The organism is Streptomyces sp. NBC_00236 (assembly GCF_036195045.1).
In the GTDB taxonomy this organism is placed as follows: Bacteria; Actinomycetota; Actinomycetes; order Streptomycetales; family Streptomycetaceae; genus Streptomyces.
In genome coordinates this window covers 4,902,489-4,926,657 of record NZ_CP108100.1, presented here as the reverse complement: position 1 = coordinate 4,926,657, position 24,169 = coordinate 4,902,489, and the positions used below count along the sequence as shown (strand labels likewise).

General features: G+C 73.2%; 25 protein-coding genes. 8 read left to right on the top strand and 17 right to left on the bottom strand.

What is annotated here, in order from left to right; all coding sequences use genetic code 11:
• Positions 1–121 precede the first annotated feature (121 nt).
• Entirely contained in the window at positions 122–673 is a 552-nt protein-coding gene (locus OG446_RS22185; protein WP_328895693.1) for a nitroreductase family deazaflavin-dependent oxidoreductase, read from the bottom strand.
• Positions 673–1,917, bottom strand: a complete 1,245-nt coding sequence (locus OG446_RS22180; protein ID WP_328895692.1) for an acyl-CoA dehydrogenase family protein — start codon at positions 1,915–1,917, stop codon at positions 673–675. The genes OG446_RS22185 and OG446_RS22180 overlap by 1 nt, the downstream gene beginning before the upstream one ends.
• Positions 1,918–2,082: 165 nt before the next feature.
• Between OG446_RS22180 and OG446_RS22175 the strand changes: the two genes are divergently transcribed.
• Together OG446_RS22175 and OG446_RS22170 are read left to right on the top strand one after the other, a co-directional pair.
• Positions 2,083–3,261, top strand: a complete 1,179-nt coding sequence (locus OG446_RS22175; protein ID WP_328895691.1) for a thiolase C-terminal domain-containing protein — start codon at positions 2,083–2,085, stop codon at positions 3,259–3,261.
• A 35-nt stretch (positions 3,262–3,296) separates the two neighbouring features.
• On the top strand, positions 3,297–3,977 hold the full coding sequence (locus OG446_RS22170) for a pyridoxine/pyridoxamine 5'-phosphate oxidase (RefSeq protein WP_328895690.1): 681 nt from the start codon (positions 3,297–3,299) through the stop codon (positions 3,975–3,977).
• A gap of 22 nt (positions 3,978–3,999) precedes the next feature.
• Here the strand turns inward: OG446_RS22170 and OG446_RS22165 are convergent, their stop codons facing one another.
• Positions 4,000–4,179, bottom strand: a complete 180-nt coding sequence (locus tag OG446_RS22165; protein WP_328895689.1) for a ferredoxin — start codon at positions 4,177–4,179, stop codon at positions 4,000–4,002.
• Positions 4,180–4,217: 38 nt separating this feature from the next.
• A complete protein-coding gene (locus OG446_RS22160) occupies positions 4,218–5,420 on the bottom strand; it encodes a cytochrome P450 (protein WP_328895688.1) in 1,203 nt (400 codons plus the stop codon).
• A 169-nt stretch (positions 5,421–5,589) separates the two neighbouring features.
• Between OG446_RS22160 and htpX the strand changes: the two genes are divergently transcribed.
• Both htpX and pspAB read left to right on the top strand, forming a co-directional pair.
• Complete coding sequence (htpX, locus tag OG446_RS22155) at positions 5,590–6,501, top strand: zinc metalloprotease HtpX (protein WP_328895687.1); 912 nt, start codon at positions 5,590–5,592, stop codon at positions 6,499–6,501.
• Between the two features lie 15 nt (positions 6,502–6,516).
• Positions 6,517–7,101, top strand: coding sequence for a PspA-associated protein PspAB (gene pspAB, locus OG446_RS22150; protein ID WP_328895686.1), 585 nt, complete (start codon positions 6,517–6,519; stop codon positions 7,099–7,101).
• A gap of 334 nt (positions 7,102–7,435) precedes the next feature.
• Here the strand turns inward: pspAB and OG446_RS22145 are convergent, their stop codons facing one another.
• Complete coding sequence (locus OG446_RS22145; protein WP_328895685.1) at positions 7,436–7,978, bottom strand: GNAT family N-acetyltransferase; 543 nt, start codon at positions 7,976–7,978, stop codon at positions 7,436–7,438.
• Between the two features lie 265 nt (positions 7,979–8,243).
• On the opposite strand from OG446_RS22145, the gene OG446_RS22140 reads away from it, so the two are divergent.
• On the top strand, positions 8,244–9,473 hold the full coding sequence (locus tag OG446_RS22140; protein ID WP_328895684.1) for an FG-GAP-like repeat-containing protein: 1,230 nt from the start codon (positions 8,244–8,246) through the stop codon (positions 9,471–9,473).
• Positions 9,474–9,483: 10 nt separating this feature from the next.
• Here the strand turns inward: OG446_RS22140 and OG446_RS22135 are convergent, their stop codons facing one another.
• Together OG446_RS22135 and OG446_RS22130 are read right to left on the bottom strand one after the other, a co-directional pair.
• A complete protein-coding gene (locus OG446_RS22135) occupies positions 9,484–9,738 on the bottom strand; it encodes a DUF397 domain-containing protein (RefSeq protein ID WP_328895683.1) in 255 nt (84 codons plus the stop codon).
• Complete coding sequence (locus OG446_RS22130) at positions 9,735–10,559, bottom strand: helix-turn-helix domain-containing protein (protein WP_328895682.1); 825 nt, start codon at positions 10,557–10,559, stop codon at positions 9,735–9,737. The genes OG446_RS22135 and OG446_RS22130 overlap by 4 nt, the downstream gene beginning before the upstream one ends.
• Positions 10,560–10,634: 75 nt before the next feature.
• Here OG446_RS22130 and OG446_RS22125 point away from each other — a divergent pair, with 75 nt between their 5' ends.
• Entirely contained in the window at positions 10,635–11,054 is a 420-nt protein-coding gene (locus tag OG446_RS22125) for a hypothetical protein (protein WP_328895681.1), read from the top strand.
• A 56-nt stretch (positions 11,055–11,110) separates the two neighbouring features.
• Positions 11,111–12,283: a HEAT repeat domain-containing protein gene (locus OG446_RS22120; RefSeq protein ID WP_328895680.1), complete on the top strand. Its 1,173-nt coding sequence runs from the start codon at positions 11,111–11,113 to the stop codon at positions 12,281–12,283.
• Between the two features lie 37 nt (positions 12,284–12,320).
• Here OG446_RS22120 and OG446_RS22115 read toward each other — a convergent pair whose 3' ends face one another.
• Entirely contained in the window at positions 12,321–12,767 is a 447-nt protein-coding gene (locus tag OG446_RS22115) for a DUF1772 domain-containing protein (protein WP_328895679.1), read from the bottom strand.
• Positions 12,768–12,857: 90 nt separating this feature from the next.
• Here OG446_RS22115 and OG446_RS22110 point away from each other — a divergent pair, with 90 nt between their 5' ends.
• On the top strand, positions 12,858–13,436 hold the full coding sequence (locus OG446_RS22110) for a TetR/AcrR family transcriptional regulator (protein WP_328895678.1): 579 nt from the start codon (positions 12,858–12,860) through the stop codon (positions 13,434–13,436).
• Between the two features lie 51 nt (positions 13,437–13,487).
• Here the strand turns inward: OG446_RS22110 and OG446_RS22105 are convergent, their stop codons facing one another.
• The 9 genes from OG446_RS22105 to OG446_RS22065 all read right to left on the bottom strand — a co-directional run bounded on the left by OG446_RS22105 (position 13,488) and on the right by OG446_RS22065 (position 24,167).
• Positions 13,488–14,642 carry an NADase-type glycan-binding domain-containing protein gene (locus OG446_RS22105; protein ID WP_328895677.1) on the bottom strand — a complete coding sequence of 385 codons (1,155 nt, stop codon included), beginning with the start codon at positions 14,640–14,642 and terminating at the stop codon, positions 13,488–13,490.
• A gap of 1 nt (position 14,643) precedes the next feature.
• On the bottom strand, positions 14,644–15,207 hold the full coding sequence (locus OG446_RS22100; RefSeq protein WP_328895676.1) for a phage tail protein: 564 nt from the start codon (positions 15,205–15,207) through the stop codon (positions 14,644–14,646).
• The gene (locus OG446_RS22095) at positions 15,204–17,165 is read right to left on the bottom strand and encodes a putative baseplate assembly protein (protein ID WP_328895675.1); all 1,962 of its coding nucleotides are present in this window, start codon (positions 17,163–17,165) and stop codon (positions 15,204–15,206) included. Before OG446_RS22095 ends, OG446_RS22100 begins: the two co-directional genes overlap by 4 nt.
• Positions 17,165–17,602, bottom strand: coding sequence for a GPW/gp25 family protein (locus OG446_RS22090; protein WP_328895674.1), 438 nt, complete (start codon positions 17,600–17,602; stop codon positions 17,165–17,167). The genes OG446_RS22095 and OG446_RS22090 overlap by 1 nt, the downstream gene beginning before the upstream one ends.
• Positions 17,599–17,916 carry a PAAR domain-containing protein gene (locus tag OG446_RS22085; protein ID WP_328895673.1) on the bottom strand — a complete coding sequence of 106 codons (318 nt, stop codon included), beginning with the start codon at positions 17,914–17,916 and terminating at the stop codon, positions 17,599–17,601. The genes OG446_RS22090 and OG446_RS22085 overlap by 4 nt, the downstream gene beginning before the upstream one ends.
• A gap of 56 nt (positions 17,917–17,972) precedes the next feature.
• The gene (locus OG446_RS22080; protein ID WP_328895672.1) at positions 17,973–19,751 is read right to left on the bottom strand and encodes a VgrG-related protein; all 1,779 of its coding nucleotides are present in this window, start codon (positions 19,749–19,751) and stop codon (positions 17,973–17,975) included.
• Positions 19,748–20,422: a CIS tube protein gene (locus OG446_RS22075; RefSeq protein WP_389261285.1), complete on the bottom strand. Its 675-nt coding sequence runs from the start codon at positions 20,420–20,422 to the stop codon at positions 19,748–19,750. The genes OG446_RS22080 and OG446_RS22075 overlap by 4 nt, the downstream gene beginning before the upstream one ends.
• A gap of 103 nt (positions 20,423–20,525) precedes the next feature.
• Entirely contained in the window at positions 20,526–20,951 is a 426-nt protein-coding gene (locus OG446_RS22070; RefSeq protein WP_148017400.1) for a phage tail protein, read from the bottom strand.
• A gap of 69 nt (positions 20,952–21,020) precedes the next feature.
• Positions 21,021–24,167 (bottom strand): hypothetical protein, encoded by a 3,147-nt coding sequence (locus OG446_RS22065; RefSeq protein WP_328895670.1) that lies wholly within the window; start codon positions 24,165–24,167, stop codon positions 21,021–21,023.
• Between the last annotated feature and the right edge of the window lie 2 nt (positions 24,168–24,169).

The window sequence follows — 24,169 nt, the reverse complement described above, 5'->3', positions numbered from 1 at the left end:
AACCCCGTACTGGGTGACGCGCGGTGATCCCGGGCGCCCCAGGTCCTGTCTCACCGACGGCGGACCACGCATGTGGTCCGCCGTCGGCGTTCCCGGACACCTCCGGACATCACACCGGAGATCACGCAGGACCGTCGCACCCCTCCACCGCATCCGCCCCGTCCACCGGCTCCGCCCCATCCACCCGATCCACCGCATCCAGCCGGAACAGCCGGATCTCCCGGTCGATCCGGGCCTGGTACGCGGCATAGGGCGGCCAGAACTTCAGCGCCGCCTCCCACACCCCGGCCCGCTCCTCCCCCGCCAGCAGCCGTGCCCGTACGGGAATGTCGCGGCCCTTCCAGTTGATGACGGCCGCCTCCGGGTGCGCCAGCAGGTTCGCCGTCCAGGCGGGATGCCCCGGACGGCCGAAGTTGCTGCCGACCAGGATCCAGTGGCCCGGACCGCCGTCACCCGGCTGCGGCATGCAGGCCAGCGGGGTCGTCCTGAGCTGCCCGCTGCGCGCCCCCGGCACCGTCAGCACCACCCCCGGCAGCATCTGCGCGCTGAGCAGCACCCGGCCACGGGTGAGCCGGTGCACGGTGCGGTCCATGGCGGGCACGACGTGCGGGGCGATCCGCGCGAAGACGCGGGTCGAGGACACCTTCTGGACGAGCCGGACCCCGGGCGCCATCAGACCGCCACCTGACCGGCCGGCCCGCACCCCGCCGGGCCGCCGGCCCGCTCCTGCCCGAACAGACCGGCCTGCCCCTGTCCGAACAGTCCGGCCCGCTCGGCCGCATGGTCGCGGAGCCGGTGCACGGGGCCGAGGAGCAGCTCGTCGGACGCGGCCCGGTTGAAGTACAGCCGCGCCTCGTCCTCCCAGGTGAAGCCGGCGCCGCCGTGCAGCTGCACGGCCTCGGCGGTGGTGATCCGCAGCGCTTCCAGCGCCTGGGCGAGCGCGAGACCGCCGGATTCCGGGTCCCAGGCCGCGTAGTACGCGGCGGAGCGGGCCGAGCGCACACGTACGTACAGGTCCGCCAGGCGGAGTTTCACGGCCTGGAAGGCACCGCCCGCCCTGCCGGACTTCTCCCGCTCCCCGACGTGGTCGGCCGTCCGCTCCAGTGCGCTCGCCGCCGCCCCGGCCGCCTCGGCGGCGAGTGCGACGGCCGCCGTGCGCCCGGTGGCCGCGAGCGCGGCGATCGCGTCCACGGCGTCGTCGGCGCCGAGGAGTTCGGCCTCGGTGTCGCGCAGTTCGATCCGGGCGAGCGGCCGGGTGACGTCGAGCGAGGTCTGCCGGGTGCGGACGAGACCGGCGGGCGGCTGCGGCCCGTCGGTCCTGACCAGGAACAGCAGGGTGCGGCTGCGCGGAAAGCCGCCCGTGTGCGCGGCGACCAGGAGCAGTCCGGCGCTGTGCCCGTCCAGCACCTGGGCGGCCTCCCCGTACAGCCGCCACCCGCCGTCGCCGCCGGCCGGCCGGGCCTGCACGCCGCCCGCCCGTCCGCCGCCCGCCCAGGCGCCGCCGGTGAGATCGCCGGTGAGGCCGAGCGCGGTGGAGAGCGAGCCGCCGGGGACGGCCAGGGCCGCGGTGAGCTCGCCCGCCGCGAGGGGCGGCAGCAGGGCGGCACGCTGCTCGTCGGTGCCGAGGGCGAGGACCAGGGGGGCGGCGAGTACGGCGGTGGCGAGCAGCGGGGACGGCAGCAGAGCCCGGCCGGTCTCCTCCAGGGCGACGGCGAGCTCGGCCGGGCCGTGGCCCCCGCCTCCGTACTCCTTCGGGAGCGCGAGTCCGGGCAGCCCGAGCTCCCGGGAGAGCCGGTGCCACAGGGCGGTGTCGTACTCGTCCGGCGTCGCCGCAGCCCTCCCCGCATCGTGTTCGGCCAGCAGGTCACGCAGGGTGCGGCGGATCTCGTCCTGTTCCGCGGTGAAGGCGGCATCCATCGGCGGGCTCCTTCTCCTCGGAGGCCGACGGCCTCCGATCTGACGGGCCGTCATGCTAGGGGGGAAGCAGCGAGATTCCCAGAGTCTCGCAGAGCGACAGGCGCCACAAGATCCGCGCACTGCACGGCGGTTCACCTTCCATAAATCTGATGTACCGTCAGATCCATGCCTGCCACGCCCTCTTCCCGCCGCAAGGTCGCTGCCGTCGGCATATCCCTCGCCGACTGCGGACGCGTCGACACGGCCACCCCGTACGCCCTGCACGCCCAGGCCGCCCGCCGGGCACTCGCCGACTCGGGCCTCGACCGGTCGGTCGTCGACGGCTTCGCCTCCGCCGGCCTGGGCACGCTCGCCCCGGTCGAGGTCGCCGAGTACCTGGGACTGAAGCCGACCTGGGTGGACTCCACCTCGGTAGGCGGCTCGACGTGGGAGGTCATGGCGGCCCATGCGGCCGACGCCATCGCGGCAGGCCGCGCCAACGCCGTCCTCCTGGTGTACGGATCGACGGCCCGCGCCGACATCAAGGCGGGCCGCCGCACGTCCAACCTCTCCTTCGGGGCCCGTGGTCCGCTGCAGTTCGAGGTGCCGTACGGGCACTCGCTGATCGCCAAGTACGCGATGGCCGCCCGTCGCCACATGCACGAGTACGGCACCACACTGGAGCAGCTCGCCGAGGTGGCGGTGCAGGCCCGGGCGAACGCGGCGGCCAACCCGGACGCGATGTTCCGCACCCCGGTCACGGTCGACGAGGTGCTGTCGGGCCCGATGATCGCCGACCCGTTCACGAAGCTGCACTGCTGCATCCGCAGCGACGGCGGCTGCGCGGTGCTGCTGGCGGCCGAGGAGTACGTACCGGACACGGCGAAGGCCCCCGTCTGGATCCTCGGCACCGGCGAGCACGTCTCGCACTCCACCATGTCGGAGTGGGACGACTTCACGGTCTCCCCCGCCGCCGTGTCCGGCCGCCTCGCCTTCGAACGGGCGGGGGTGACGCCCGCGGACATCGATCTGGCGGAGATCTACGACGCGTTCACCTATATGACGCTGGTGACGCTGGAGGACCTGGGCTTCTGCGCGAAGGGCGAGGGCGGGTCATTCGTGGAGAAGGGCCGCACGGGCCTCACCGGCGAGCTCCCGGTCAACACGGACGGCGGCGGCCTCTCTGCCTGCCACCCCGGAATGCGCGGACTGTTCCTGCTGGTCGAGGCGGTACGCCAGCTCCGCGGCGAGGCGGGGGCCCGCCAGGTGCGCAAGGCGGGGGGCCGGCTGCCGGAACTGGCGGTGGCGTCGGGGACGGGCGGCTGGTTCTGCTCGTCGGGGACGGTGGTGCTGGGGCGGGGGTGAGGGGGCGGGCTCGCCGCACGGGGTGGAATGGGGGGATGACTGACGCATCGGCCTCCCCCACGCAGGACGCCTTCCTCGACCTCCTCCACGCCCAGCGCGTCTGGGACATCGAGCTCCCCGCCTTCGACCCGGCCGGGGCGCCCCCCGCTCCCCTCCCCCTCTTCCACGCCTGGTTCGCGGAGGCGGTCGCCGCCGGGCAGGCCGAGCCGCACACCATGACGCTGGCCACGGCCGACGCGGAGGGCCTGCCCGACGTACGCACGCTGATGCTGCACGACGCCGACGCGCGCGGCTGGCACTTCGCCACGCACGCCACCAGCGCGAAGGGCCGCCAGCTCGCCGCACGTCCGTACGCCGCGCTCGGCTTCTACTGGCCGGCGCAGGGGCGGCAGGTACGGGTCCGGGGACCCGTCACCACCTGCTCCCCCGCCGAGAGCAGCGTCGATCTGCACGCCCGCTCGACGGGCGCCCTCGCCTCGGCGCTGGTGGGGCGGCAGAGCGAGGTGCTGGGCTCGACGGGGGAACTCGACCGGGCCTCGGACGCCGCCTGGCAGCGGGCGCAGGAGGAGCCGGACGCGGAGGTGGCGAGCTGGACGCGGTACGTGGTCGAGCCGCGCGAGGTCGAGTTCTTCCAGGGCGACGCCCGGCGGCGGCACGTACGGCTGCGCTACCGCCGGGACGGCACGGGCTGGGAGCGGGAGCTGCTCTGGCCCTGATCCCTGACGCCTGACCCCTTGCTCAGGTCACCGTGATGGCCTGTACGGGGCAGGCGCGGGCCGCCTCGCCGACCATGGGCCCGGGCTCGGCCTCCGCCAGGAGCTCGCTGAGCCCGTCGTCGTCCTGCGTGAACACCTTGGGCGCGGCGAGCGCGCACTGCCCGGCGCCGATGCACACGTCCCTGTCGATATCGATCCGCATGTCCGCCATCTCCGTCCGTCCTTCCGCTCGGGTCCCGGTCACCAGGTCACGGGCAGTTCGATGAGCCCCTGGACCGTGTCCCCCGGTTTGAACGGGATCTCCTCGGCCGGCACCGCGAGACGCAGGCCGGGCAGCCGGCGGAAGAGCGCGGGCAGGGCGATCTCCAGCTCGGCGCGGGCGAGGTTCTGGCCCAGGCACTGGTGGATGCCGAACCCGAAGGCGACGTGGTTCCGCGCCCCCCGGCCGAGGTCCAGCTCGTCCGGCGACGGATAGGCGGCCTCGTCCCGGTTGATCACCGCGGTGGACAGCAGGACTCCGTCCCCGGCCCGCAGGGTCACCCCGCCCACCTCGATGTCCTCGACGGCCACCCGTGAGAGCCCGTCGGCGATGGACAGGAAGCGGAGCAGTTCTTCGACGGCGGCCGGAACCCCGTCGCCCCCGTCACGCAGCCGGGCCAGCTGGTCCGGGTGCTGGAGCAGGGTGAGGGTGCCGAGCGAGATCATGTTCGCCGTCGTCTCGTGGCCGGCCACGAGCAGGATCTGGGCCAGCCGCACCAGCTCCTCCAGGTCCACCGCCCCGGTCTCCAGCTGTTTGGCGATGAGCTCGTCGAGCAGCCCGTCGCCCGGGTCGCGCCGCTTCCGCTCGATCAGTGCGCGGAAGTACGTGCTCAGAGCGTCCCGCGCCGCCTCGACATCGGATCCCGCGGGGCCGCGCAGCAGCTTGCGGGACTGCGCCTCGAAGAACTCGTGGTCCGCGTAGGGCACGCCCAGCAGCGCGCAGATGACCATGGAGGGCACGGGCAGCGCGAAGGCTTCGACCAGCTCGGCCGGCGGGCCCTGCGCGACCATCGCGTCGAGCAGCCGGTCGACGATCTCCTGGATGCCCGGCCGCAGCGCCGCCGCCCGCCTGACCGTGAAGCTCGGGATCAGCATCCGGCGCTGCACGTTGTGCTCCGGGTCGTCGAGGCCGAGCAGTTCGACGCGGCGCTGGGTGGTGGCCGCCAGCCGTCGGGCGAAGAACGGGAACCCGGGATTCTCCCGGTCGGAGGACAGCCTCGGGTCCACCAGCAGGGCCCGCGCCTCGGCGTGCCCGGTCACCAGCCACACCGTACGGCCGTCGAAGAGCCGGACACGGGACACGGACTGCTGGCCCCGGCTCGTGCTCGGGTAGCCGGTCGGCGGGTGGTAGGGACAGGTTCGGTCCTGCGGGAAGACGACGGTCTCTGTCTGGGCCTGTGTCACGGCGGGCCTCGCAAGGAGAGGGGGGTGTCATACCGATCACCCACCACTAGATGCCTCAGGCACCTAAACGACTAGGTCCTGTTCGGCCAAATGCCCGGAACGGAGCGGGCGCATCCACTTTCGGCCACCGAGGAGCACCATGGAGGCAGGTGAGGACTGGAGGTCACCCATGACCAAACCCCGTAGCCGGTACGCCCCCGACCGCGGTCTGACCACACGCATGGTCACCACCATGTTCCTGATCGGCCTGCTGTACGTGGTCCTGGTCGGCGTCCTGCTGGCCGTGATGCGCGGCGCCTGGCCGATCATCCTGATCATCACCGGCGGCATGTTCGTCGCCCAGTTCTGGTTCAGCGACCGCATCGCGGCCTTCAGCATGGGCGCCCGCGAGGTCACCCCCGAGCAGGCGCCGGAGCTGCACGGCGCGATCGACCGGATCTGTGCGCTCGCCGACATGCCCAAACCCCGGGTCGCGATCGCCGAGAGCGACGTACCGAACGCCTTCGCCACCGGCCGCAGCGAGAAGACCGCCCTCGTCTGCGCCACGACGGGCCTGCTGCGAAGACTGGAACCGGAGGAACTGGAGGGCGTCCTCGCCCACGAGATGTCGCACGTCGCCCACCGCGATGTCGCCGTCATGACGATCGCCTCGTTCCTGGGCGTCCTCGCAGGCATGATCACCCGCGTCGCGCTCTGGGGCGGCTTCTCCCGCAACAGCCGCAGCAACGACCCCATGGGCATCGCGATCATGCTGATCCCGCTGGTCAGCGCGGTCGTCTACGCCCTGAGCTTCCTGCTGACCCGGCTGCTGTCGCGCTACCGCGAACTCTCCGCCGACCGCACGGCCGCGCTGCTCACAGGCAAACCCTCGGCCCTCGCCTCCGCCCTCACCAAGGTCAGCGGCCAGATGGCCCGGATCCCGACCCAGGACCTGCGGAAGGCGGAGCCGTACAACGCCTTCTACTTCGTCCCCGCCTTCTCCTCCAAGGAGAGCCTGAGCCGGCTGCTCTCCTCGCACCCGACCCTGGAACAGCGCCTGGACCAGCTGGCCCGCATCTCCGCCGACCTGTCCCGCCCGTGACCGAGGAGTACGCCCGTGGGTCTGCTCGACACCATCCTGGGCCGGAGCAAGCCGGTCCGCCCCGACCTCGACCAGCTCTTCGCCGTCCCGTCCGCCGCGCTGACCCTCCAGGCGGCCACGGGCTTCGCCCCGACCGGCCTCGGCTCCGTGTGCTTCGCCGGCGTGGAGGGCGCCGCCTTCGCCCGTATCCAGCAGGACGTACGGGAGCTGCTCGACGCGGACACCGGGCGCGGCGGCGTCCCGGTGGACTTCAGCCGGGACACGTACGGCTACACCTGGCTGCTCGCCCGGCAGCCGCCCGATGACCTCGCCGCGCTGGTCAACGACCTGCACGCGGTCAACACCCTGCTCCAGGACGGCGGCTTCGGCCCACAGCTGCTCTGCTCGCTGATCGCCTTCCGGGACGCGGAGGGCCGGTCGCTGGCGCTGGTCTACCTCTACAAACGCGGCACGTTCTACCCGTTCGCCCCGGTGCCGGGCGGCGGCGAGAAGCGGGACAACCAGCTGGAGTTGGAGGTCCGGGCCGCCCTTGGGGACGACCTTCGGGTGGAGAAGGACCTGGGGCGGTGGTTTCCGGTGTGGGGGGCGCCGGGGTTGTGAGGGCGGGCGCCGCGCTTCGGCCGGGGCTGATTGGCCGGCCTCCGGTCCATGGTCACCGCCGATGCCCTCGATGCCCTCGTCTGCCTGTGCCCACCGCCCGCCGATCCGTCGCCGGTGCGCGACTGGGCCGGGACCGTGCTCTACAACGAGGGCCAGGGCCCGCTGTGGGAGGCCCACGACATCGGATGCCTCGCCTTCCTGCCGGCCGTGCTCACGGGAACGGCGGAGACGGCGCACTTCGGGTACCTCTACGAAGTCCTGAAGCCGGCCGAGCACCGCTTCGCGACGGCCGGCCAGGTCCTCGGACCACCCGCACGGTGCCCCCGGGCGGTCCTCAGCCTTTCGGACCCGGCTTCCAGTCCTGGGCGAGCAGCCCGAGCACGACCTCGTCGAGGAACTCGCCCATCACCCAGGCCGCGGAGCGCAGCACGCCCTCGCGGACGAAGCCGTTGCGCTCGGCTGAGCGCAGCATCGCGGCGTTGTCCGGCAAGGTCTCGATCTGCAGCCGGTGCAGGCCGCGTACGACGAATCCGTACTGGCACAGGACCGCCACCGCGTCGGTGCCGTAGCCCTTGCCACGAGCGGACGGCCGCAGCCCGAGACCGATGTGCGCGGACCGGTTGTGGTGGTCGATGCCCCACAGCGTCGCGGTGCCGACCAGCGTGCCCTCGCCCAACTCCACGACGGAGAACGGGACGCACGCCTGGTCCTCGTCGTCGCCCACGAGCCGCGGGTCCTTCGACTCGGGCCCCACCGGCCGCCACGGCCCGCCCTCGGCCCGCGAGGCGTTGACCACGTCGTTGTAGAGCTCGGCCCGGAGGATCGGGATGTCTTCCTCGTGCCGGGCCCTGAGCCCGACCTTGCTACCGCTCAGCATGCAAGCTTCCTAACCGACCGGTGCCGCCGCCTGCAAGCGGATATCCCCTGGGAGAAGCCAGCTGCCCCGGTCCTGCTCACGGGCGGGAGCCGATGTCTTCGCACCGCTCCCCGCTGTCCTGGTCAGCCAGGATCCCTCCATGGCAAAGTGTGCCTGCGCCGACGAGCAGCCGCGGAGCCCCGGAATCGCACCAGCGATCCGGAGGACCCGGTGTGCTGAGGGCCGAGGGCATCGGCGCACATCCATGGGGAGGGGATCACCACACATGCGGAAGCATCTCGTGCGGGGCCTGGCGACGCTCGCCGGTCTCACGCTCACGTGTACCGGCCTGAACACGGTGAGCGCGGAGCCGGCCGCCGCCAAGGACGTGTACGGCTGCACGGTGGGCTACTGGTGCGGATGGTCGCGCGCGGACGGCACCGGGACGCGGTACATGACGAAGAAGAACGTCGCGGACCTGGGCAGTTGGAACAACAAGATCCGGTCGCACGTCAACCGCACGAACCTCATCGCCTGCACCTACGAGGAGAAGAACTACGCTGCGGGGGGAGGCTACTTCGCCGAGGATCCCGCCGGAACCGGCCTGGCGTGGAGCTCGGACACCCCTCCGACGACCAGCTCGATCAAGTTCGTCCGTACGGAGCGCGAGTGCGGCTGGACCGCCTCTCCCTACTGGTACTCCGAGACGTCTCCCAAGGCCCTGGGCTTCGGTGACATGAACGGCGACCGCAGGGCCGACGTACTGGCCCGCGACAAGGTGGGACGGCTCTGGCTGGCCTCGGGCAACGGGACCGGCCGCCTCGTCGGCACGGGCGGCTGGAACGCCATGAACGCCCTCACCCGGCACGGGGACTTCAGCCGCGACGGCCGCGAGGACCTCATCGCCCGCGAGGCGTCCACCGGCAAACTCTGGCTCTACCCGGGCACCGGCACCGGCTCCCTCGGCGCACGCAAGCTGATCGGTACGGGTGGCTGGAACGGCATGAGCAACATCACCGCCTTCGGTGACCTGACGGGCGACGGCCGCTCCGACCTGATCGCGCGCGAGGCGTCCACGGGCCGGCTCTACCTGTACCCGGGCACGTCGACCGGCAAGCTCGGAGGACGCAAGCTCATCGGCACCGGCGGCTGGAACGCGATGAACGCGCTCGCCGGCGCCGGCGACGTGAACGGCGACGGCCGCCCCGACCTCTACGCCCGCGAGGCATCCACCGGCAAACTCTGGCTCTACCCCGGCACGTCCACCGGCAAGCTCGGAGCGCGCAAGCTCATCGGCACCGGCGGCTGGAATGTCATGGCGAACTTCATCGCCGTCGGCGACTTCACCGGCGACGGCCGTCCCGACCTCGCCACCGTGACCAACACCACGTACGCCATCGACGGCTTCCGGGGCAACCCGGGCTGGCTCCTCACCTACCGAGGCCTGAGCAACGGCTCCCTGGCACGAGGCGAGCAGACCAACGGCGACTGGTGGGGCCTGAACGGCTTCAGCTAGTACTCCAGCATTACTTCGTGGCTTTCGCGGCGTGGCCCAGGAACGCGGTCCACGCCGCGGGGGCGACGGCGAAGGTGGGGCCGTCGGTGACCTTGGAGTCGCGGACGTGGACGGTGTGGGGGCAGGTGGCGACCTCCACGCAGGCTGCGTCCCACTTGTCGCTGTAGCTGGACTTGTGCCAGTCATAGGCGACTTCGATGCAGGCCTCGCCCTCGTTGCCGCTGTAGCTGGACTTGAACCAGGTCAGCCGGGGTCCGTGGATCACAGTTGCCTCACCTTCGTCTCGATGATCTCCGCGGACTTCCAGGGGTTCAGCGCCTGCGCCCGCAGGATGCCGAAAAGGTCGAGCTGATCGCTCACTTGCTCCGGCTTCGAGATCAACCTACCGCCGCCCTGCGCCTCCACATACATCAAGTTGCGGCCTTCCGCTGTGGACATGAGCTGCATGGGACCCATCAACCCCGCATGCGTGTGCTGCGCCGACGGCATCACCTGCACCGTCAGGTGGTTATGGCGCTCCACGCAGTCGAGCACATGCCGCAGTTGCTCCTTCAGTACCTCGGGGCCGCCGAGTGTCCGGTCCAGGACCGATTCCTCGATGACGTACCCGATACGCGGCGGCGGTGTGCGCGCGAGCACCGTCTGCCGTTCCAGCCGCGCCCCGACGTGCCGGGCGATCTCGTCCTCCGTGTACGCCGGTACCCGCGATCGGTACAGCGCGTGCACGTAGGCCTCCGTCTGGAGCAGGCCCGGGATCAGCATCGTCTCGTACGCACTGATGACCCGCGCGTGCCGCTCCAGCTTCGCCCAGTCCAGGAACTTCGGCGGGTACTTCTCCTCGTCCACCAGCTCACAGCACGCCTTCAGCGCCCCGCCCGCCCCGAACACCCGGTCCGCGTCGATCAGCAGGTCACGCGCGGGGATGCGCTCCGCCCGCTCCACCGCGCCCATCAGCGACTCCGAGATCAGCAGCTGCTCCGCCGCCTCCTTCTGCGTGAGCCCGGCCCGCACCCGGTGGATGCGGATCAGCTCCCCCACCAGCCGCCGCCCGCGCGTCGTCTCGCCACTCGTCCCCACAGCCGTCACCGCCCTCCCCACATCGCATGGATGTGGATCGCGTCCTGCTGGTCACGCTACGCAGTCGGCACGAAGCTCATAGGCATGACGAGCAAGAAACTCCCCGAATGGGTACCCGTCTCGGGGCTCCAACTCCACCTGACCGGAATCCACTTCGATGCCATCCGACTGCGCGGCGTACGGGGCGAGGCAGTACTGCACCACCTCGCCACCCTCACCGACGGCGATCCCGGGCCCGTCGTGCGGGAGGTCGCGGGAGGGCGGTGGACGTACTTCCTGCTCGAACCCGGCGCGAGCCAGGACTTCGGCTGGCCGCCCGGCGCGACGTGCTTCGGGCCGACAGCCCGTGACCAGTACGTGGGGATCCCGGCCGCGCACGGCAACACGTACCCGCTCAGCTGGCGGTGCGGGCCGCCCGAGGTCGGGGACTTCGTGGACGCGGAGTTGCTGCACGGCGTGGTGACGGCTCAACTCGCGCCCGAGGACATCCGGTTCCTCTCCTGATCAGCCCTGGCGACTACGCTGCCCCACCGGGGACAACCGAAGGGCGGGGCAAAGCAATGGCGGAGGCCGATCCGGAGACGGCGGACGCCCTGTGCCTCGCCGTCGCCGCGTTCGACGGGCACGTGGCGGATGCCCTGCTGGACGCCGGCGCCGATCCGCTCCGGCCGCTGCCCGACGGAAGCACACCGCTGCTGCGGGCCGTGGCCACCGGCCATGCCGGCGTGACCGTCGCCCTGCTCAGGCATGCCGAGGACCGGCTCACGGAGGAGCAGCGGGCGGGCCTTCTCGCCTGTGCTCGGCACTGGCACGAGACCGGCGCCGAAGCCGGGCTTCGCCTCGCGACCGGCGCGTCGGGCCCGGTCGAAAGCCGCCGGCTCGTTGACCATTTCGACGGCAACGAGTACCACGTGATCACGCTCGGCGGGATGCGTGTGTGCGACGGCCATTCCGCCGTCCTCACCTGCCTGGAAGCGGAGTTGGGGTTCCGCCGCTCGTTCGACGAGCTGTTCGCCCGGGCGCTCGCCCGCGCCGACGGGGCACACGCCGACTGGTGGGAAGCGACCCTCGCGCTCGCCAAACGGTCCGACGTGGAGGCCTGGGAAGCGGCCCTGGCGCTGCGCTCCGACCCTGATCCCCTGCGCCGGCAGTTCGCTGCGGACCTCGTGTGGTGTTTTCTCCTCGTCGACCATCCCGCCCCTTCGGGGGAATGGCCCTGGGAGCAGCAGGCCATGGACGTACTCCTGCCGTGGTTCGCCGAGGAGACCGACCCGACGGTGCTCGTGTCGGTCCTGAGGGCGCTCAACTCCGACGACATCGACGTCCCGGACCTCGAAGAGCTGGGGCTGGCCCTCCGCACGCACCCGGACCCGAGGGTGCGTGTCCAGGTGCCGAGCATGCTGCACAGAACGCGATACGCGTACACCCACCCCGAGGCGTTGGACGTGCTCGCCACGCTGGCTCGCGACCCGGACGCGCACGTCCGCGCCCACGTGTGCGAGGTCCTCTACGAGTTCGAGGGCCGCAGCCCCGCGGTCGCCGACATCCTGGCCGGATTCCTCGACGAGGACGACCAGTTGGTCCGCATCAAGGCCGTCAGCGGCCTCGCCGACGCCGATGACCCGCGCTGCCTGGAGGGCGCCCGCCTGATCGGCCCGGTCGACCGGGCGGAGTGGCAGGACACCTGGCTGCTGGATGCGCCGTGGCGCTACGAGCAGCGCCACGGCGGCTGAACCGGGCGGCCGGCCGGCGGGAGCGATTGCCGCGGTATCAGGCGAGGGCGGTGACCAGCAGGGTGAACGCGGCGACGATGACGGCGACGCGGACGTAGTGGTAGCGGTCCCAGCGGCTCATCTGGTCCTTCCAGTCCGCGGGCCGGTTCTCGGGGGTCCACGTCTTGCCCCGGTTGTTGATCGGGACGAGCAGCAGGATCGACATGATCACGCTCACGATCAGCAGCGCGGCGGCAATGACGACGAGTCCGGCGCCTGGGCGGTCCCATCCGGCTATGGCCCAGACCGCGCTGAGGACGAGCGAGCCGATGTACCAGAACGGCATGAGGGCGCCGAGCATCCGGCCTCCGTGGGCACGGGCGAGCTGGCCACTGTCCTCGGGAAGGGCGTTGAAGATCCGGTTCATGACGAAGGCGACGGAGAACTCCACCCCCACCATCAGGCCGACGACGACGGTGGTGACGACCTCAAGTGTGCTGAGCATGACGATCCCTCCGAGAACTAGCGTTGCTAGGCGATGGGGCAACGCTAGCGCTACGAACGCTCGGTTGTCTAGCGGTGCTAGGATCCGGTCATGTCGGTAAAGGAACGCAAGGAACGCGAACGGGCGGAACGTGAGCGCCTCATCGTGGTGACGGCCCGCGAACTCGCCGAGCAGCAGGGCTGGGACGCAGTCACCACCCGCCGGCTCGCCGAGCGCATCGAATACAGCCAGCCCGTCCTCTACAGCCACTTCCGCGGCAAGCGCGAGATCATCGGCGCCGTCGCCCTGGAAGGCGCCACCGAGCTGGCCGCGGCGGTACGGGCCGCGGCCGCCGCCGCTGACGGTCCGCGCGAGCGGGTCGCCGCCCTCGCCCGCGCCTACCTCGACTTCGCCGAGCACAACCCGGCGGTCTACGACGCCCTGTTCCAGCTCGACGGCGGCCTGGCGTACGCACAGGAGGACACCCCCGAGCAGCTGAAGGACGCCTTCGCGGCCCTGCTGGAATGCCTCACCGAGGCCGCCGGCGACGGTGTCCACCCGGCACTGTTCACCGAGGTGTTCTGGGCGGCCCTGCACGGCCTGGCGACCCTGACCCGAGCCGGCCGTCTGCTGCCCGAGGACGCCGCGCCGAGGGTGGAGCTGCTGGTGGACCGGCTCGCCATGGTCTGACGCACCGTCCCGGCTGCGTGCCTGCCGGGACGGTGCGTCGGGTCAATACGCCTAGGTGCGCTTGAAGTACTCGATCTCCCCGAGCGCGATCGGCCGCCCGCTCTCCTGGCCTGCCGCTTCCCGCACGGTGAACTCGATGGAGACGACGTCGCTGATGCCCGTCCGTACGGTCTGCTCGCCGGGCTTGTCGGTGAGTGTCCAGGCCTTCTCGTGGATCTTGCCGTCCTTCGTCCTGATGCGGAGATCCGCCTGTGTCGGCCGGGCGCCCTGCCGGAACGCCTCGGCCTTCGTCGACACCCCGGTGTGGACCGTGACGCCGACCAGCCGGAACGGCTTCTCGAACTCGGCCGTCAGCGCGGCGCCCGTCTTCGGGGCGCCCCAGTAGGTGTTCGTCACGCCGTCCACGGCCAGCTTCGCCGAGTGGCCGGGGGCGGACGCGCTCGCCGTGACGTCGGTGGGGCTGATCTCCCCCGTTCCGCCGAGCTTGTCCCGTACGTCCTCGACGACGTAGCGCCCGGCCGGTACGAGCAGGAAGCCCGCGACCAGGAGGCCTGCGATGACCAGAGCGATCAGGCTGCCTCGCAGCAGGCGCCCCGAGCCTGCCCGGACCCTGCGGTCGAACGGCCACCTGGTACGCCACCAGGGCAGCGGTTCCTCCTGCTCGCCCGGATTCAGCGGCGCCGCGCAGCGGCGGCAGAACTTCCGCCCCGGCCGGTTGGACGCCCCGCACGACGGGCACGGCGTACCGTCCGGCTCCTCGTTCGCCACGACCGGTCGGACGACGGGGCGCTGGGCGATCGGGACGCCGGGCTGCACGGCCACCACCGGCTCGACCGCCACGGGCTCGACCGGGCGTCCCGGCCGTACCGGAGCCGGGGCCGGAGCCGGAGCCGGGGCCGGAGCCGGTGGTGCCGGTCGTACGGGGGCGGGTGCGGGCTCGGGCGTGGCCTCGGGTGCCGAAGGACGGGGCGGCTCCTCCGCGACCGGTGCGGGCGGGGCCGGGGCGACCACGGGCGTGGGGCGCGGGGCCGGGGGTGGAGGCGTCACATCGGCTTCGGGTTCCGGCGCGGGCGCGTCGGCCACCGGTGCCGGCTCCGGTGTCCGGGCGCGCCGCGAGGACGACCCGCCCAGATACGTACCGCAGCTTCCGCAGAAGTCCTCGTACTCCTCGTTGGCGGCCCCGCACGCCGGGCACGAGCGCGTCACATCAGTCTCCTGTCTCGTGCGGTGTGCCCGGCAGGATCTCCACCCGGCAGGTGAGGTGGGCGGGGCACGAGGCCCGGACCACGGCCAGGACGCGGGCCGCGTCCACCGGCCGCCCGTCCGGTGCCCGGACCCGTACCAGCAGTTCCCCGGTCGGGGCGGGAGGGAGCGGGCCCCCGGGTTCCGACGACCACGCGGCGCCGCCCCCGTCGTGGATGTCGGCCTCCACACCGAAGCAGAGCCGCAGGTGTTCGGTGAGGCCGCGGCGGGTTCCGCGCCACCGGTGGAGCTCGACGGCGCGGGCGACGACGGCCCGGCGCAGGTCCACCGGCCAGGCCGGGTCGAGGTCGGCGCCGACCCAGGACGACAGCCAGGGCAGGAAGTCGTCCGGGGTCAGCGCGGGGTCGAAGTAGGACGGGAGGTTGTCGAGGGTGGAGAGGACGGGGGCCAGGACCGTGTCGAGGCCCGCCGTGAAGCGCTGGGCGAGGTCGTCGTCCGCGTACAGGGCGGGCAGCAGTCCGCCGATCGGGTAGCGGCTGGGAAGTCCGGGGACCGAGGCCCTGGTCATGAGCGCCCGCCGGGCCCGGCGGCCGTGACGACGACCTGGTGCTGGTGGGAGAAGACCAGCGCGTTCTCGGCGACGTCGATCCGGTCCGCCGCCGCTCCCCGGCGCCCGGTGAGCGGGTCGGCGGGGAACAGCCGTACCTCGTCGACGAGTCGGACTCCGGGCACGCTCTGCAGTACGGCGAAGATCTCGCCGTACTGCACGGGCCTGCCGAAGGGCCAGCCCGTCCCGTCCGTGCCGCCCCGCAACGGGTCGATGTGACGGAACAGCGCGTCGAGCGCCTGGGCCCGGACGCGGTCCATGTCGCCGGTGTCCGCCACCAGTTCGGCTACCACGGTGACGCCCACGTAGGCGGGCGGTTCCACGATCAGCCGGGTGCCGACCAGGCGGCGTTCGTCGAGCCGCCCGGAGACCGCCGCCAGCACCGGGTCCGGCGGGATCAGCTGCTCGAACCGCAGCCGGCCGCCTTCGTCGGGGACCGCGTCGGGCACCACCAGGACCCGCACGGCGCCGCCCTCGCCCGCGACGGCCGGCAGACAGCGGACCCTGCGCAGCGAGCGCGCGGCCTCCCGGGCGATGACCTCGTGGTCCTCGGCCGTGACCGCCCGCTCCTGGACCCGGAGGATGTGGGGCGCGCGCACCTTGGCGTTCTCGACGCTCTCGCCGTCGACCCCGCCGCGGGCCGCCTCCCGGTTGGCGACACCGGCGACGTACGGCACCGAACTGCGCAGGACCCGGATGGCGCCCCGGGCCACGTTCCCTGCTGCCCCGCCGCCCGTCCGGTAGCGCGGGACGCGGAGCTGGGCGCCCTTCGGGGGCACCGCCCCGTACCCGCGCATCGTGCCGTCCGCCTCGCGGACCTCCGGCGGGAAGGAGAACCGGCCGGTGACGGCGTCGATCCGTACGTGCCGGTCGTCCGGCGACGAGGCGCCGAAGTGCTCCACCGGTGTCCATACCTGCCATCCCTCGGCGGAGGACACCTGGACGACGGGCGGTTCCCCGTCCATCAGGAGCGGCACCTTCGTCACGGAGAAGTGCTGGCCGGCGACCCCTTCCGAAGTGCCGAGCGGGACGTCGAGGACGGTCTCCGCGTGTTCGACGCCGGTGGTGCCGCCGACGGTGAAGACCTCGGCCTCCCGGATCGTCGGCGACTCCGAGTAGAAGGGCTGCCCGGGTTCGGGCGCGGTGACCCGGCAGCGCAGCCATCCGGCCCTGATCCCGGCCGTCACCGAGGCGGTGTGCCCGGCGGGGACGAACACGGTGATCTCACCGGGCCTGTTGAGCCCGCCGGTGCTGTCGGTCCCGGTCTCGCAGGACACCCAGCGGGCACCGTCCCATGCCTCCCACACCAGCGGCGGCTGCCGGGGGTCGACGCCGACACCCTCCACCCGGCTGTCCAGGCGTACGGCGACGATGCACCGGGGCACGGCGGTGGGCAGCCCGAACAGCAGGGCGTCGCCCGGCTCGGGGCGTGACTGGAAGCAGGGGATGTCCTTGCCGGCGCCGAGCGGGGCGGTGCGGTCGGTCTGGTCCCCGGACGCGGGGGCGGTGACCAGCCTGATCAGCGAACTCGGCACGATCGCCAGGTCCTCGGTGGTCGAGAAGACCACCGCCTCCTCCGTCTCACCGCGGGCGGTGGCGACCTCCGTACCGGCCGGGAGCCGTACGGTGTCCGGCTGCGGGGCGGACAGCCAGAAGTCGACGTCCGCACGGGCGACCGTCGGCGGGAACAGCTGGACGCCCAGCAGGTCGAGGAAGGCGGAGTAGTTCCGGTCGGGCACCCGGTTCAGCCGGTAGAGCAACTGGTCGACCATGTACGCGAACGTCTCGATGAGCGTCACCCCGGGGTCCGACACGTTGTGGTCGGTCCATTCGGGCGAGCGCTGCTGGACGTACCGCTTGGCCTCGTCGACGAGTTGCTGGAAGCGGCGGTCGTCCAGGTTGGGGGAAGGCAGGGACATCAGGCCGCCCCCGCTTCTTCGGAGCCCGCTTCGGAACTGCCGGAGGACGGGATCGTGTAGAAGGGGAAGACGAGGTTGCGCAGGTCGTTGGTGGACCGCACGGTGTAGTGCACGTCGATGTAGAGGGTTCCCTCGTCGACGGTGTCGAAGGCGACCACCACGTCCCTCACCTCGATGCGTGGTTCCCAGCGCTCCAGTGACGTACGCACCTCGTGCGCGATGCGGCCCGCGGTGGCGCCGTCGCCGGGTGCGAAGACGTAGTCGTGGATGCCGCAGCCGAACTCGGGGCGCATCGGCCGCTCCCCCGGTGCGGTGCCGAGCACCAGGCCGATGGCCTCCTCGATCTCCTGGTCCCGCTCGACCATCCCGATACCGCCCGTGGCGCCGACCCGCAGCGGGAAGCCCCAGCCACGGCCGACGAATCCGGCCCCGCTCATATCGGGCCTCCGATCAGGACGTTCGGCGCACCCATGACGATCTTGGCGCCGCAGCTGGTGGTGTCGCCCATGCGGGCGGCCGGCAGTCCGCCGATCAGGACCGCGCCACCGGCCATGGCCGCCGGGTTCGGCATGACGACGTTCCCGGGTCCGAGCAGGGCGTGCGGAGGGATCACGCACACGTGGAGGCTGCCGGTGACGGCGGCCGGCCTGCCGCCGATCAGCACGGTGGCGACGGCGACCGCACCCGGTGGCGGGGTGCCGATGACGCCGCCGTGGACGGTGGGGTCGCCCGAGCGGGCTGCGGGGGGCATGGCTGCTGTTCTCCTTGCTGGGCCGGGAAGTTGGTTGCGGTGACGGGTTCGGGGGGTCAGTTGATCCGGATGAGCCTGGCCTTGAGGACGGCGAGCAGACCGCCGTCGACGGTGACCCCGGTCTTGCCGTTGATGGTCACCGAGGCGCCCTTCACCTCCACGTTCCCCGTACCGGCGTCGAGCGTGATCCCCGACCGGCCGAGGGACAGGGAGCTCAGCACCCGGGACGTGCCGCGGGCGAACACCTTCAGCGCGATCTCGCCCTTCCGCTCGTCCAGGGTGACCTCCAGCTGCTTGTCGCCGGTGGCCAGCCGTACTCCGGACGGGCCGCGCGGGGCGTCGAGCAGTTCGATCCGGTTGCCCGAACGGGAGACGAGGGAGCGGCGGTTGACCTTGCCGCTGGTCGGGTCGACCAGCGGCACGTCGTGGGGCGACGGCTTGTCGACGCCGTTGTACAGGCCGCCCAGCACGTAGGGGCTGTCCAGCAGGCCCTGTTCGAAGCCGACCAGTACCTCGTCATTGACCTCTGGGCTGAACACCCCGCCGCCGCCCTGGCCGCCCCACTGCACCGTACGGACCCAGTCGGACACATAGGTGTCGTCGAGCCAGGGGAACTTCAGCCGGACCGAGCCGCGTTCGCCCTTGCCCCTGCCTTCACGGATGTCGGTGACGACGCCGATCGCCAGGCCGGGGATGCGGGGGCCGCGCGGGGGTGCCTCGCCGCCGCCGATGAGTCCGGTCAGGGAGCGGTCGGGGGACGCGCTGACCAGTACGGTCGTGCGGTAGCCGCCGTGCGGGTCGAGGACGTGGTGGGACGCCGTCGCCGTGTAGCGGCCGGCGAAGGCGGGTCCGACGTTGCCCAGGGTGACGGGTTCACCGGCCCGCAGCCGCGGGTTCCCTTCGGCGACCGCCTCGATCTCCCCGAAGCCGGAGCTGACCCGTGCGGCCACCGCACCGGCGACCGCACCGGCTTCGGCCTGGGTCCGGTACGGGGTGTCGGCGACGGTCATCCGGGCCTTCGGGCCGAACGCGCCGGCTGCGGCGGACGGGCTCAGCCCGGGGACGACCGTGGTGGAGCGGACGGACGGCTGGCGCGCCACGAGCCGGGTCTTCGTCTCCACGTCCCAGCCGCGCACCTCGACGCTGTCCGCCCCGTCCGCACCGGTCAGCACGGCGCGCAGGGCCAGCAGGTTGCGCCCGTACTCCAGCACCATCGGATGCTTGGTGGCGGACGTGGCGGGCGAAGGCGCCGAGGCCGCCGGCTTCGGCTTCACGAACTGGAGCAGGCCCTTCTCGTCCACGCGTACGTGCGCACCGCTCTCGCCCGCGAGGTACTGGAGGAAGTCCCAGTCCGAGATGTTGGGCTGGGTGAGCTGCTTGTACATCACGGGGGCCGCCTCGACCTTCCCGCAGGTGAGTCCGGCACCGGCGGCGACCTTGCGGACGATGTCGGCGGCCTTCATGTTGCGGAAGGCCACCACCTTCCGGCCGCGCTGGAGCCGGTGGGCCTTGGAGAAGGCCCGGACGACGGTGAAGGAGCCGGTGGTGTCGCTGTCGAGTTCGAGCGCGGTCACCTCTCCGGTGAACAGCCGCTCGCGGGCCCGCTCCCGGACCGTGACCACGGAGATCTTCAACGGGGTGCCGATGGTGATCCCGGTGGCGGTGAGCAGGGTGTGGTACGGATCCCGGTACGTCAGTACGGCGGTGTCCGGAAGGCCGACGTTCTCGTCGACCGCGCAGCTCACCAGCTGCGCGGCCCAGGCCGCGGGCAGCTCGGCGGGCGCCTCGACGATCGGGTCGGCGGCGAAGGAACGGGCGGGTGCGATTCCGGTCACCGAGCGTCCTCCGCGGCATGGTCTTCCAGTGCGGGCACGAGGAGTTCCGTGCCCGGGGCCAGCTGCATGGGGTCGTCGATGTCGTTGGCCTCGGCGATCGTGCGCCACGCGGTGGCGTCGCCGTATTCGCGCCAGGCGAGCAGCGGCAGGCTGTCACCGGCGACGACCCGGTGGGTACGGCGTGCTTCCTTCGATCCGGACGTGGGGTTCTGCCCGGCCGGGTCGACGCTCGCCTCCTCGATGGAGAGGGAGCAGGTGGCGCGCAGCGGCTTCCCGTCGACGTCGAACAGCGTGTACGACACGGAGAGGCTGGAGAGCACCCCGTCGAACGACGTCGTCTTCGACGTCCCCCAGTCGAACCGCACCCAGGGGCTCGACGGCTTCTTGCGGCCCAGGCTGCTCGGGGTCGGCACACAGGCGGTCATCAGCTGCTCCACGGCCTTCTCCACCGAGTTGTCGTGGGTGGCGGTGGCGTCCAGGAAGACGTCCAGGGACAGCGACCGGGGCCCGCTGCCCACGAATTCGGGCAGCGCGGACTCACCTGCCGTCCGGGAGGGGGTACGCCGCCACTCGGTGCTCTTGGACAGGGAGAGCGTCGCCGGATTGAACTGGAGCGTGAGCCGGGCGAGGGTGCCGGACGGTTTGGCGCCCACGTCCGTCGGCGGTTCCATGATGGTCAGCTGAGCACGGGCACGGCTCGTGCGGGCGGCTGCGGCCACGGTGTTCCTCCTTCCTGCGCGTCTGGGTCGTCGACTCGGTCGAGGGCGCGGGCCATCAGGACGGCACCAGGCCTTCGTGCGCGATCTCCAGGGTCTCGATCGCCGCCTCGGAACTGGACGGGTCGAAGGACGGCCCCTGCCAGCGCACGGGCACGATGCCCTGGATCTGCCAGCTGATGATCCGGCTGAGGTCCGGCCGGAGCGCGACGATCTCGCCGTCCTTGCGTTCCACCCGCTGGGTCGTCTCGTTCAGCCATCGCGCGATCTTCAGGGTGTCGGCGGTGACGGGGCGGGTCAGCGTGATGTTGGTCCAGGTGATCCGCCCCGGCAGCTGCCAGGTGAAGCCGTTGTTGCCGCCCTCGGCGTACTGCTCCAGCTCCACCTCGGCGCCCAGCCCCGAGCAGGTGTGAAAGGCGCCCAGGTCGCTTCCCCCGATGGCGAGTTTGAAGAACACGCTCGTCGCGAAGATGTTGTCCGTCATGTGCGCTTCTCTTCTTCTCTGCGGTCCGTGGTGGGGCGGGGGTGGGCGGGGAGTGGCGGGGCGGCGGTGTCAGCGGCGGCCGTCGTACGGCCGTCCGGAGCGTTCCCGTCCTCTGCGCAGGTCGGCCCGGAGCAGCCTGCTGACCGGGTCGAGCAGCCGGCGGGCGAGCTCCTCGATGTCCACGCCGGTGGCCTCGTTCGGCTGCGGCGTACCGGGCGTGGTCGGTGCGGTGGTGGCGGGGGCGGGCTTGGGCTGGACCACCCGTACGGGCACTCCGGCGAGCCCGGCCTCGGCGACCGCCCGCTGGACCGCCTGGGCTCGGGAGCCGGGGGCGGGGGTGCCGGGGGCGGGGCCTGCCGGGCCACCGCCGCTCCGGTCCGTGCCGGGCCGGGCCGGGCCGGGGCGTGTGGCGCGCACGGTGAGCGCCGGCGGTCCGGCCGTCGGGGCGTCGTGGGGCGGGACCGGTCCCGTGGCGGGTGCGCCGGTTTCGGGTACCACCGGCAGCTGGAGGCGCTGGACCGGCACGGCGGCGCCTCCGGGCCGGGCGGAGCCGGGCGGATGCGGGCGCACCACGGGCACGGGCGGCGCCGCGGGTGCGGTGGGCCCGGCGGGCGGGGCGGACTGCGGTGCGGGGGACGGCGGTTCGGGCCTGCGGGCAGCGGGCGGCGTGGCCGGCGCCCGCCCGGACACCGGTGCTCCCGCAGGGGTGGCGCCACGCGCCGAGCGCTGGACCAGCCGTACGAGCGAGTGCACGGAGGGTCTGGCGGAACGGGCCGTGGCGGGGCGGCCGTTGTCTCCGGCCTTCGCTTCCCGGACCGGTGCGTCCCCTCGCGGGGTGGTCCGGCGCGCGAGGGCCGGGGACGTCTGCGCCCGGGTGTCCCGAGCCGCCCCGGCGGCCGGCGGGGAGTTGGGCACGGACCGCTGGACGGTTCCGCCGCGCGTCCCCAGTCCCGGCCCCGCGGACGGGGTGGCGGTGTCGGCGGAGGTCCGGACGGAGGGCTCGGCTGCTGCCGCGCCCCGGCGTGCCGGGGTGGGTACGACGGGGTGCGCCGCAGCGGGGTGCCCGCCGCCGCCCGGCCGTGCGGCGGCGCGCTGGGCCGGGGCGGCCTGGGCACCCGGCCGCGCGGTGGTCCGGGCTCCGCCACCGTTCGGCGGCGTCCCGTCCGCGCCCGGCGGCCTGACATCCCGCCGCCAGGTCGCCGCCACGACGGGCGGCCGCGCGGTGGTGGCGGCCGGCACCGATGCCGTGAAGCCCTCGGCCGCGCCGGTACGCACGGACAGCGTCCGCCCGCCGAGCAGGCCACGCGACCGCTGGACCACCGCCGGTGCGGGACCGGTCGCCTGCTCCTGGAACCCCTGAGGGGCGATGCGCCGGATGCGTGCCGGGGTGGCAGTGCTCGTGGAGGTGCGGGTGGTGTCCGTGGAGCGTGGGACTGCTGCGGACTGCGGAGCGGACGCCACGGGCCCGGCACCGACGTGGACGGGCGGGGCCGGCGCGCGCAACGGCATGCCGGACGGGGCGGACGGGGACGCCGGGGCGGGTGTGGACGCGGGCGGCCCCCCGGCCGTCGGGCCGCTCCGCAGCGGGCCCCCGGTTCCGGGCCGCGCACGGCGGGGGTCACCCAGCAGGGGCGCGTCGTGTGTGATGCCGGCGGTCGGCGGGAGAGCGGACAGGGGCGCACCGAGCCCGCCCCGGGTACGGGCCTGCGAGCCCGGTCCGCCGGGCGCGGGGGCGGTCGGCCGGTGCGCGGCTGCGGGGCCGCCGTCCGGGCCGGACGGCTGGTGCGCGGCGGGTGCGGGTGCGGGCGCCCGCTGCACGGGCGGCGGCGGGCCGGAGGTGCCGGACCGGGGTGCGGCGGGCCCGGATGCGGGAGCCGCACCGGGGACCGGGCGCTGCCGTTCTGCTGACGGGCCTTCTGTTGCCGTACGGCCCGTTGTCGGGCGCTCTGTTGCTGTACGGCCCGCTCCCGTACCGCCGTTTCCGTTACGGCCCGCTCCTGTACCGCCGGTTCCGGTACGGCCCGCTCCCGTACCGCCGTTTCCGTTACGGCCCGCTCCTGTACCGCCGGTTCCGGTACGGCCCGCTCCCGTACCGCCCGTCGAAGTCGCCGCGGGAGCGACGGGAGCCGCCGTCTCGGGCGTCTGCCGCTGGACCACGGGCAGGGCAGGGCCCTGCGGCGCGGCCGGGCCGGAGGCCACGTCGGGCGCGCCGTCCCCGGTCCGGCCGAACGGGACCGCGTCCGGGGGAAGTTGTCGCAGGGGCTTGCCGAGGGCGGGGCGCACCGGAGGCGCGGCCGGCGTGTTCGCGGCGTGCTCCGGCCGGACGGTGGGCCTGCGCTCCCCGGGGCCCGCGTGCCCCGGCTCTCCCGGCGCCTCGACCGAGCCGGCCGGGCTGCCCGGGGCGGGAGTCGCGGGCGGTGCGGGAGTCTCGGCCGGCGCGGGAGTCGCAGGAGTCGCTGCCGGTGCGCGCGCGATCAGGTTGCGCGGAGGCGTCACCGGTCGGCGGGCGACGATCAGAGATGGTGCGGTGCGCCGGGGGCGGACCGGGGCGGGCCGCGTCTGCGGGGCCGTGGCGGGACCGGTGGACGCGGAGGCGCGGGGATCCCGAGTGGCGGGCGGCTGCGCACCGGCCTCGGTCGCGGGGCCGGCGCCCGTGCGGTCGGCCGCGTCGGCAGGACCGGGCTGCCGCCCGGCGGTTTCACGGCCCACGGCGCTCCGGGACCGCGCACCGCCCGACCGCTGGACGGCGGCGAGGGTCCGCCGCGTGACAGGCGTACGACCGGGGACGCCGGCCGCGGGCGGCTGTACCGGCTCCGGCTCCTCCGGTGCTCCGCCGGCGGCGCGCAGGAGCAGGGGTGTTCCGGGTGCGGTGGTGCGGGCGCCACCGGGCCGTGCCACACCGTGGATGAGGCCCACGGGCGCGGACGGCAGGACGGCGTGGCCGAGCTCGCCCCCGTACGCGATGTTCTGCCACGAGGCGAGCCGGGACCTGAAGCGCAGTCCGTCGCTCACCCCGATCGAGGACCGGGCGACGGTCACGGCGGGCGGCGCCACCCGCCGCCAGCCGCCGTCCCAGTCCGCCTCCCGGCTCACCGCGGGGACGTCCTCCTCCGACGGCTCCGGCCCGGCGGACGGGGTGCCGTCGCCGGCCGCGCCGGCGTCGGGGGCGGCAGCCTGCCGCCGGTCCGCCCTGCGGAACCAGTCCCTGAACTCCACGC

Excerpts from the sequence above, each read along its gene's own strand:
- OG446_RS22185 (WP_328895693.1), bottom strand. The coding sequence starts at position 673 with ATGGCGCCCGGGGTCCGGCTCGTCCAGAAGGTGTCCTCGACCCGCGTC.
- OG446_RS22180 (WP_328895692.1), bottom strand. The coding sequence starts at position 1,917 with ATGGATGCCGCCTTCACCGCGGAACAGGACGAGATCCGCCGCACCCTG.
- OG446_RS22175 (WP_328895691.1), top strand. The coding sequence starts at position 2,083 with ATGCCTGCCACGCCCTCTTCCCGCCGCAAGGTCGCTGCCGTCGGCATA.
- OG446_RS22170 (WP_328895690.1), top strand. The coding sequence starts at position 3,297 with ATGACTGACGCATCGGCCTCCCCCACGCAGGACGCCTTCCTCGACCTC.
- OG446_RS22165 (WP_328895689.1), bottom strand. The coding sequence starts at position 4,179 with ATGCGGATCGATATCGACAGGGACGTGTGCATCGGCGCCGGGCAGTGC.
- htpX (WP_328895687.1), top strand. The coding sequence starts at position 5,590 with ATGACCAAACCCCGTAGCCGGTACGCCCCCGACCGCGGTCTGACCACA.
- OG446_RS22145 (WP_328895685.1), bottom strand. The coding sequence starts at position 7,978 with ATGCTGAGCGGTAGCAAGGTCGGGCTCAGGGCCCGGCACGAGGAAGAC.
- OG446_RS22140 (WP_328895684.1), top strand. The coding sequence starts at position 8,244 with ATGCGGAAGCATCTCGTGCGGGGCCTGGCGACGCTCGCCGGTCTCACG.
- OG446_RS22125 (WP_328895681.1), top strand. The coding sequence starts at position 10,635 with ATGACGAGCAAGAAACTCCCCGAATGGGTACCCGTCTCGGGGCTCCAA.
- OG446_RS22120 (WP_328895680.1), top strand. The coding sequence starts at position 11,111 with ATGGCGGAGGCCGATCCGGAGACGGCGGACGCCCTGTGCCTCGCCGTC.
- OG446_RS22115 (WP_328895679.1), bottom strand. The coding sequence starts at position 12,767 with ATGCTCAGCACACTTGAGGTCGTCACCACCGTCGTCGTCGGCCTGATG.
- OG446_RS22110 (WP_328895678.1), top strand. The coding sequence starts at position 12,858 with ATGTCGGTAAAGGAACGCAAGGAACGCGAACGGGCGGAACGTGAGCGC.
- OG446_RS22100 (WP_328895676.1), bottom strand. The coding sequence starts at position 15,207 with ATGACCAGGGCCTCGGTCCCCGGACTTCCCAGCCGCTACCCGATCGGC.
- OG446_RS22095 (WP_328895675.1), bottom strand. The coding sequence starts at position 17,165 with ATGTCCCTGCCTTCCCCCAACCTGGACGACCGCCGCTTCCAGCAACTC.
- OG446_RS22090 (WP_328895674.1), bottom strand. The coding sequence starts at position 17,602 with ATGAGCGGGGCCGGATTCGTCGGCCGTGGCTGGGGCTTCCCGCTGCGG.
- OG446_RS22085 (WP_328895673.1), bottom strand. The coding sequence starts at position 17,916 with ATGCCCCCCGCAGCCCGCTCGGGCGACCCCACCGTCCACGGCGGCGTC.
- OG446_RS22075 (WP_389261285.1), bottom strand. The coding sequence starts at position 20,422 with ATGGAACCGCCGACGGACGTGGGCGCCAAACCGTCCGGCACCCTCGCC.
- OG446_RS22070 (WP_148017400.1), bottom strand. The coding sequence starts at position 20,951 with ATGACGGACAACATCTTCGCGACGAGCGTGTTCTTCAAACTCGCCATC.